Annotated in this window: 10 protein-coding genes; all 10 read right to left on the minus strand. The window is 69.0% G+C overall.

The window, feature by feature from the left end; translation table 11 throughout:
- Positions 1-245 (minus strand): hypothetical protein (locus WKI94_RS10920; protein ID WP_337845761.1); only part of this gene is annotated, 245 nt, incomplete at its 3' end.
- A gap of 2 nt (positions 246-247) precedes the next feature.
- Entirely contained in the window at positions 248-676 is a 429-nt protein-coding gene (locus tag WKI94_RS10925; RefSeq protein ID WP_337845770.1) for a YbaK/EbsC family protein, read from the minus strand.
- A 35-nt stretch (positions 677-711) separates the two neighbouring features.
- Positions 712-1827 (minus strand): M20 family metallopeptidase, encoded by a 1116-nt coding sequence (locus tag WKI94_RS10930; RefSeq protein ID WP_337845762.1) that lies wholly within the window; start codon positions 1825-1827, stop codon positions 712-714.
- A 7-nt stretch (positions 1828-1834) separates the two neighbouring features.
- The gene (locus WKI94_RS10935; protein ID WP_337845763.1) at positions 1835-3181 is read right to left on the minus strand and encodes an FAD-linked oxidase C-terminal domain-containing protein; all 1347 of its coding nucleotides are present in this window, start codon (positions 3179-3181) and stop codon (positions 1835-1837) included.
- Entirely contained in the window at positions 3178-3888 is a 711-nt protein-coding gene (locus WKI94_RS10940; RefSeq protein WP_337845764.1) for an alpha/beta fold hydrolase, read from the minus strand. The genes WKI94_RS10935 and WKI94_RS10940 overlap by 4 nt, the downstream gene beginning before the upstream one ends.
- Entirely contained in the window at positions 3888-4091 is a 204-nt protein-coding gene (locus tag WKI94_RS10945; RefSeq protein WP_337845765.1) for a hypothetical protein, read from the minus strand. The genes WKI94_RS10940 and WKI94_RS10945 overlap by 1 nt, the downstream gene beginning before the upstream one ends.
- A complete protein-coding gene (sufU, locus tag WKI94_RS10950; RefSeq protein ID WP_337845766.1) occupies positions 4088-4504 on the minus strand; it encodes a Fe-S cluster assembly sulfur transfer protein SufU in 417 nt (138 codons plus the stop codon). The genes WKI94_RS10945 and sufU overlap by 4 nt, the downstream gene beginning before the upstream one ends.
- Before the next feature lie 11 nt (positions 4505-4515).
- Positions 4516-5730: a cysteine desulfurase gene (locus WKI94_RS10955; RefSeq protein ID WP_337845767.1), complete on the minus strand. Its 1215-nt coding sequence runs from the start codon at positions 5728-5730 to the stop codon at positions 4516-4518.
- A gap of 30 nt (positions 5731-5760) precedes the next feature.
- The gene (locus WKI94_RS10960; protein WP_337845768.1) at positions 5761-5988 is read right to left on the minus strand and encodes an SHOCT domain-containing protein; all 228 of its coding nucleotides are present in this window, start codon (positions 5986-5988) and stop codon (positions 5761-5763) included.
- Between the two features lie 50 nt (positions 5989-6038).
- A partial coding sequence (locus WKI94_RS10965) for a heavy metal translocating P-type ATPase (protein ID WP_337845769.1) occupies positions 6039-7984 on the minus strand: 1946 nt, incomplete at its 5' end.

The following is a 7984-nucleotide window of genomic DNA, read 5'->3' on the forward strand; positions in this document are numbered from 1 at the left end:
CCACCCTCCACGTTCTTCCTAAGGGGCCGGTAGCGACGGTCAAACCAGATCTCCAACACCGCCCGCTCTAGGCTTTTCGGCCCCACCACCACCTTGCGCACGTAGTACCCCCCTTCCGTCGGGCTGATCTCCATGCTCTTGGAAAGCCTAAGCTCCACCACCTCGCCCCCCTTGAGCCGGACCCTAACCCGGAAGACCAGGGGGCCTTCGGGCTTTAGGTGGGGGTCTTTGCGGAAGAACCCCATCCTTACCCCTCTTTGAGGTCCAGGGGCTTGGCCCCGGTGAGCTGCAAAAGCTCCTCCGGGGTGAGGGCGAAAAGGGCCCTTGGGGTCCCCCCCGCCGCCCAGAGGCGGGGGTAGGCCAGGAGGTCCTCGTCCAGGAAGGCGGGAAGGGGGGCCACGGGGGGCACGCCCCCGATGGCGAAGCCGGTGAGGGCCCGCACCTCCTCCGGGGTGGCCCGCCTCAGGGCTTCCCCCAGGGCCTTTTCCGCCTTCTTGGGGTCCAGCCGGTTCTTCCCGCTCACCAGGAAGAGGTAGGCCCCCCCTTCCCCCACGAAGACCAAGCTCTTCACGATCTGCCCCACCTCCGCCCCCACGGCCTTTGCGGCCTCGAGGGCCGTGCGGGTGGAGGCCGTTAGCTCCATCACCTTTAGGTGGGGAAAGCCCCGCGCCTCCAGGAGGGCCTACACCTTCCTTGCGGATGGGGAGAGGGTCATAGCCTCTGGATGAGCTCCGCCAGGAGGGCGGCCCGGCGGGGGATCTCCGGCACCACCACGTACTCCGTCTTTTGGTGGGCGTCCCCGCCCAAAAGTCCAAGCCCGTCCAGGGTGGGGACCCCCAGGTGGGCGGTGAAGTTCCCGTCGGACCCACCCCCCACCCGGCCCGGGCCTAGCCTTAGGCCCAAGGCCTCCCCCAGGGTCCTTGCCTTCTCAAAGAGGGCCAGGCTTTCCGGGGTGGGCTCCATGGGGGGGCGGTTAAGGCCCCCGGTGACCTCGAGGCGGGCCCCCGGGAGGGCGGGGCTCAAGGCCCGAAGGCCCCGCTCCACCCGCTCCACCTCCGCCAGGGTCCAGGCCCTGAGGTCTATCTCCACCCAGGCCTCCTCGGCCACCACGTTGGTGGCCGTGCCCCCGCCGATGCGGTTGGGGCCCAGGGTGGTGCCCTTTTCCCGGTCCTCCAGGGCCACCACCTGGGGGATCTGGTGGGCGAGTTCCAGGATGGCATTTACCCCCTTTTCCGGCTCCACCCCCTGGTGGGCCGCCCGGCCCAGGGCCTTTAGGCGGTAAAGCCCCACCCCTTTCCGGGCCACCTTGAGGTCCCCCTCCCCCGTGGGGGGCTCCAGCACCAAGGCGGCCCGGGCCTTTTGGGCCGCGGCCTCAATGAGGGGGCGGCTTTCCCGGGAGCCCGTCTCCTCGTCCGGGGTGAAGAGGATCTCCAAAGGCGGCAAGGGGACCCCTTTTTCTTCCGCGTAGCGCAGGGCGTAGAGGAGGGCGATGATCCCCCCCTTCATGTCGTAGACCCCAGGACCCACGGCCTTTTCCCGCTCTATCCGGAAGGGCTCGGGGAAGCTCCCCTTGGGGTGAACGGTGTCGTAGTGGCAGAGGACGAGGACGGGCCGGTCCCCCCCCCCTCGCCTGAGGAGGAGGATGGGGCCCGAGGGGGTGTCCTTGCGGGAGAGGGTGCCCTCCAGGGGGCGGAAGGCCTCCTCCAGGGAGGCCGCGGCCGCCTTTAGCCCCTCCAGGTCCCCCGAGGGGGACTCCCGGCGGACGAAGGCCTCGAGGTCCTTGAGGAACCGGGGAAGCTGGCTTTCCATCCAGGCTAGGCTTTCCATGCCCCCATTACACCACCTTCCCGGGGTTCAAAAGTCCCTCTGGGTCCAGGAGGGCCTTGAGCCTGCGCATCCACTCCAGGGCAGGCCCGTGCTCTTTCGGGAGGTGTTTCCGCTTCCTTAGGCCCACCCCGTGCTCCGCGGTGCAGGTGCCCCCTAGGGCCAGGGCCTTTTCCACCAGCCGTTCCGCAAAGACCTCCGCCTTGGGGTAGTCCTCGGGGAGGACGGGGACCAGGGTGTGGAAGTTCCCGTCCCCCACGTGGCCCAGGATGTTCCCGGTGAGGCCCATTTCCTCCAGGAGCCCTTGGGCGAAACGCACCGCCTCGGGCAGGCGGGAAAGGGGCACGGCCACGTCGGTGATCATGAAGAGGTGCCCCGGGAAGAGGTGGACCAGGGCCCAGTAGGCCTGGTGGCGGGCCTCCCACTGGGCCTTCCTTTCCTCTTCGGTCCTCGCCACCTCCAGGGCGAAGGCCCCCGCCTCCCGCAAGACCTCCTCCGCCAAGGCCCGTTCCGCCTCCAGGGCTTCCTTGGTGGGGCTATGGAACTCCAGGAAGAGGGCGGGCCGCTCGGGGAAGCCCGCCCCCAGGTGGCGGTTCAGGGCCTTAAGGGCCAGCTCGTCCAAAAGTTCCAGCCGGGCGATGTCCCCCCCCAGGGCCATGACCCCGAGGCTTCCCTGCACCGCCTCCTCCACCCCGGGGAAGAAGGCCCGCAGGGTGAGGATTTGGGCCGGGAGGGGGTGGAGCCTTAGGGTGAGGCGGGCGATGATGCCCAAGGTGCCCTCCGAGCCGATGAAGAGGTCTTTGAGGTCGTAGCCCGCGCTGGTCTTCCGCACCGGCCGGCCGAGCTCCAAGACCTCCCCGTTTGCCAGCACCACCTGGAGGGCGAGGACGTTTTGCCGCATCCCCCCGTAGCGCACGGTGGTGGTGCCGCTGGCGTTTGTGGCCGCCATGCCCCCCAGGGAGGCGTCCGCCCCCGGGTCCACGGGAAAGAAGAGCCCCGTGCCCTTCAGGGCCTCGTTCAGGCGCTTGCGGGTGAGGCCCGGCTCCACCACGCAGTAGAAGTCCTCCGGGTGGACCTCCAAAATCCGGCCCATGCGGGAAAGGTCCAGGCTGATGGCCTCCCGCACGGGGTAGAGGTGGCCCTCGAGGCTGGTCCCCACCCCGTAGGGGATGACCGCCACCCCCCTTTCCCGGGCCCAGGCCAGGGCCTTCTGGATGTCCTCCACCCCCTCGGGGTAGACCACCGCCAGGACGGGGCGGCTTTCGGGGTAGCCCTCGTCCTTGCCGTGGCGGAGCCGCTCGCTCTCCGAGAGGTCCACCTTGCCGGGGAAAAGGGCCTTGAGCTCCTCCAGGTTCATAGGATCTCGGCCAGGAAACCAAGAAGGGCGGTGCGGAAGGCCTTGGGGTTTTCCAGGTTGGCCAGGTGCCCCGCCTCGGGGAGGATGAGGGCCCGGGCCTCGGGGAGGGCTTTGGCCAGGCGCTTGGCCTCCTCTGGGGGGGTAAGGGTGTCCTCCTCCCCCACCAGGACCAGGGCCGGGCCGCGCATTTCGGGGAGAAGGGGGGTGGAGTCGGGGCGCTCCGCCAGGGCCAGGAGGCTTGCCGCCACCGCCTCGGGGCTTGCCTCCCGGATGAGGGCCCGGGCCCGTTCCACCACCTCTGGCTTTTCCCGCAAGGTGGTGGCCCCCAGGTGGGTGGGGAGGAGGGCCTCGGGGAGGAAGCCCACCCCCTGTTGGAGGACTCGCTCCCTTAAGGCGTAGCGGTTCTTCTTCCCCTCCTCCGTGTCCGCCCCGGCGCGGGTGTCCGCCAGGGCGAAGCCCAGGAAGCGCTCTTTTGCCCGGCGCCAGAGCTCAAAGATGAGGTAGCCCCCCATGGAAAGCCCCACGAAGACCGCCTCTTCCAGCCCCGCCTCGTCCATCTCCCTTAAGACCTTTTCCGCGGCCTCCCCCAGGGGAAGCCCCAGGTAGTGGGGCGCCAGGACGGGAAGCCGGCCGCGGAAGTAGGCCACCTCCCCTTCCCACATCCTGGGGTTATAGGGAAAGGCGTGCAGGAACACGAGCCCGCGCATCAGTTCTCCTTGGAGGGTTCGCCCTCTAGCCCTAGGGCCTTGAGCCGGGCCATGAGGGCCGGGTCTTCCACCACCACGTAGTTCCTGCCCCCTTGGCTCTCCGCCCGAAGCCGCCCCGCCTTGGCCGCCTCCTTCCAGGCCTCCATGAGGTCTGGGTATCGCACCAGGAGGGGGGTCACCTTGTGGGCGGGGTAGCGCCTCACCTCAAGGCCTCCTCCAGGGCGTGCCAGGGGAGGGTGGCGCACTTCACCCGGGCGGGGAGCTTGGCCACCCCCTGGAGGGCGAGAAGGTCCCCGAGGCTTGGGTCTGGGGGGGCGCCCTCCACCACCATGGCGTGGAACTTGCGGGCGATCTCCAGGGCCTCCCCCACGGTTTTGCCCGCCACGGCCTCGGTCATCATGGAGGCGCTGGCGGTGCTGATGGCGCACCCCTGGCCCTGGAAGCGGATCTCGGCGATGCGCTCCCCCTCGAGGCGCACCATCACCTCCACCTGGTCCCCACAGGAGGGGTTCATCCCCCCAGCCCGTTTGGTGGCGCCAGGCAGGGGCCCAAAATTCTTGGGGCTTTGGTAGTGCTTGAGGATGGTTTCCCGGTAGAGCTCATCCAGCACGCTCATGGATTCCCCCATTATAGCCAGGCCCGGTACCGGGTGGCGATCCTAAGGAGGGCCTCGGCGAAGCGGTCCACCTCCTCCTTGGTGTTGTAAAGGTAGAAGCTCGCCCGGGCGGTGGCGGCCACCCCGAGCCTGCGGTGGAGGGGCTGGGCGCAGTGGTGCCCGGCCCGCACCGCGATGCCCTCCTGGTCCAGGAAGGTGGCCAGATCGTGGGCGTGGAGCCGGCCCAGGGTGAAGGGGATGACCCCGCCCCGGTCGGGCCCCTTGGGCCCATACACCTTGAGGTGGGGCACCTCCTCGAGGCGCCTTAGGGCGTACTCCAAAAGGGCCCGGTCGTGGGTGAAAACCCGCTCCATGCCCACCTTCATGAGGTACTCCGCGGCCTCCCCCAAGGCGATGGCCTCGGCGATGGGGGGGGTGCCCGCCTCAAAGCGGGCCGGGGGGAGGGCGTAGGTGGAGCGGTCCACATAGACCTCCCGGATCATCTCCCCGCCCCCCAGGAAAGGCGCCATCCCCTCCAGGACCTCGTACCGCCCCCAGAGCACCCCGGCCCCCGTGGGCCCCAGCATCTTGTGGCCGGAAAGGGCGAAGAAGTCGGCGCCCAGGGCCTTCACGTCCACGGGGAGGTGGGGGGCCGACTGGGCCCCGTCCACCACCACCAAGGCCCCCAGGGCCTTCGCCTTCTTGGCGATCTCCGCCACGGGGTTCACCGTGCCCAAAACGTTGGACATGTGCACCAGGGAGACCACCTTGACCCTTTCAGTGAGGAGGGCATCCAGCTGGGAGAGGTCCAGCCGGCCCTCCTCCGTCAGGGGGATGGCCTTCACCTTGGCCCCTGTAAGCCCCGCCACCAGGTGCCAGGGGACGAGGCCCGCGTGGTGCTCCATCTCCGTGAGCAGGATTTCGTCCCCCTCCTTGAGGTTCCTAAGGCCCCAGGCGTAGGCCACCAGGTTCATGGCCTCCGTGGTGTTGCGCACGAAGACGATCTCCCGCTCCTCCGCGTGGAGAAAGCGGGCCAGGCGGCGCCTTGCCGCCTCGTAGGCCTCGGTGGCGGCCACGGAGAGCCGGTAGGCCCCCCGGTGGACGTTGGCGTTCAGCTCCTGGTAGTAGCGCTGAAGGGCTTCCAGGACCCGCCTGGGCTTTTGGCTGGTGGCGGCAGAGTCCAGATAGACGAGCTCCGGATGCGTGGCCAGGAGGGGGAAATCCTCCCTTAGGGCGCTTAGGTCCATGCCCTAAGTTTACCCCTGCCCTCCTGGCCCCTAGCGCAGGTCCCGCTTCATCCGCTCGTAGGTCTCCTGGTCTATCTCCCCCCTGGCGTAGCGCTCCCTTAGGATCTCCAGGGCCCGGTCCTCCCGCCGCCCCCCAAGGCCCCTAAGGAGAAGGGCAAGCCCCAAAACCAGGAGGACCGCCAAGGCCCCCAAAAGGAACCACGACCAAGGCTCAACGCCCCAGTAAACCCCATACCCCCGGTGCGCCAAAGCCCACATCTCCACACCTCCCCAAGGGCTTAGGGTAGGCCCTCGGGGTTAGCCGGGGGTTACAGCCCCGCCCGCCTGAGGAGAAGGGCGTTGAGGGCCACGGCCACGGTGGAAAGGCTCATGAAAAGGGCCCCCACCGCGGGGGAAAGCAGAAGGCCAAAGGGGTAGCCCACGCCCGCGGCCAGGGGGAGGGCGAGAAGGTTATACCCCGTGGCCCAGAAGAGGTTCTGGACCATCTTGGCGTGGGCGGCCCGGGCCAGGCTTAAGGCGCGGACCACGTCCAGGGGGTCGCTTTTTACTAGGACCAGGTCCGCGGACTCCAGGGCCACGTGGGTGCCCGCCCCGATGGCCACCCCAAGGTCGGCCTCCAAAAGGGCAGGGGCGTCGTTGATGCCGTCCCCCACGAAGGCGGTGGGCCCCATGCGCTTCAGCTCCCGCACCAGGCGGACCTTGTCCTGGGGGAGGACACGGGCGTGGTACCGCTCAATCCCCAGGGCCCTGGCCACGGTTTGGGCCACCGCCTCCGCGTCCCCGGTGATCATGACCGGGACCAGGCCCATGGCCTTCAGGCGGGCGATGGCCTCTTGGGCTGAGGGGCGGATGCGGTCGGCCAGGGCGAAGTAGGCCAGGACCCATTTTTCGTCCATCAGGGCCACCACGCTTTCCCCCCGGCCTTCGGCTTCCAGGAGGCCCCTCTTGAGGGCTTCCGGGGCCTTAAGGCCTAGCTCCTCCGCCCACTCTGGCCGCCCCACCCGGTACCGCTTGCCTTCCACCTTCCCCTCCACCCCTTTGCCCGGCACAGCCTGGAAGTCCTGGACGGGGGCCAAGGGAAGGCCTTGGGCTTGGGCGGCCTCGAGGAGGGCCTCGGCCAGCGGGTGCTCCGAGAGGGCTTCCAGGCTTGCGGCGAGGGCCAGGGCCTTGGGCGTCTCCAGGCCTTCCGCGTACACGGCCTTTAGGCCGAAGCGGCCCTCGGTAAGGGTGCCCGTCTTGTCAAAGGCCACCACGCGGATGCCCTGGGCGCGTTCAAAGGCCTCGCGCTTGCGCACCAGGATGCCCCTTTGGGCGGAGAGGGCGGTGGCGTTCACCACCACCAGGGGGATGGCAAGGCCCAGGGCGTGGGGGCAGGCAATGACCAAGACGGTGACCGCGCGCTCCAGGGCAAAGGCCAAGTCCTGGCCCAGGAAAAGCCAGGTCCAAAACGCCAAAAATCCCAGCGCCACAGCCAGGTAAAAGAGCCAGCCCGCGGCCCGATCCGCCAGGGCCTGGAAGCGGCTCCGGGCGGCTTGGGCCTCCTCCACCAGCCGCAGGATCTGGCTCAGGGTGGTGGCCTCCCCGATGCGGGTGATCCGGACCTTAAGGGCCCCTTCCCCGTTGATGGCCCCCGCCACCACCTCGTCCCCCACCCCCTTGGGCACGGGCCGGGACTCCCCGGTGAGGAAGGCCTCGTTCATGGAGGAGGCCCCTTCCAGGACCACCCCGTCTGCGGGCACCTGCTCCCCGGGGCGCACCAGGACCACGTCCCCCTCCCGGAGGGCGTCCACGGGCACCTCCTCGGTCCGTCCGTCCACCACCTTGTGGGCGGTGGTGGGCAGGAGCCGGGCCAGGGCCTCGAGGGCCCTGCCTGCGGCCTGCACCGAGGCCATCTCCAGCCAGTGCCCCAGGAGCATCACGTCCAGAAGGGTGGCGAGCTCCCAGTAGAAGGGCATGCCGGAAAGGCCCAAAGAAACCGCCAGGCTGTACCCGTAGGCCACGGTGATGGCCAGGGCCACCAGGGTCATCATGCCGGGGGTGCGGGCGGCAAGCTCCCGGCGCGCCCCCAGGAGGAAAGGCCACCCAGCATAGAAGTAAAGAAGGGTCCCTAAAAGGGGGTTGAGCCAGGCTGCCTTGGGAAAGGAAACCGCCCGGTACCCCAGCCACGCTTGCATCTGCTCCGAGAAATAGAGGATGGGCAGGGTAAGGAGGAGGCTTACCAGGAATCGGTCCCGGAACATCTCCGGGGTGTGCC

Origin of the sequence: Thermus sp., assembly GCF_037444525.1 — a bacterium.
In the GTDB taxonomy this organism is placed as follows: Bacteria; Deinococcota; Deinococci; order Deinococcales; family Thermaceae; genus Thermus.

Bases quoted from the DNA above. Each gene is read 5' to 3' on its own strand.
- WKI94_RS10930 (WP_337845762.1), bottom strand. From the start codon at position 1,827: ATGGAAAGCCTAGCCTGGATGGAAAGCCAGCTTCCCCGGTTCCTCAAG.
- WKI94_RS10935 (WP_337845763.1), bottom strand. From the start codon at position 3,181: ATGAACCTGGAGGAGCTCAAGGCCCTTTTCCCCGGCAAGGTGGACCTC.
- WKI94_RS10940 (WP_337845764.1), bottom strand. From the start codon at position 3,888: ATGCGCGGGCTCGTGTTCCTGCACGCCTTTCCCTATAACCCCAGGATG.
- sufU (WP_337845766.1), bottom strand. From the start codon at position 4,504: ATGAGCGTGCTGGATGAGCTCTACCGGGAAACCATCCTCAAGCACTAC.
- WKI94_RS10955 (WP_337845767.1), bottom strand. From the start codon at position 5,730: ATGGACCTAAGCGCCCTAAGGGAGGATTTCCCCCTCCTGGCCACGCAT.
- WKI94_RS10960 (WP_337845768.1), bottom strand. From the start codon at position 5,988: ATGTGGGCTTTGGCGCACCGGGGGTATGGGGTTTACTGGGGCGTTGAG.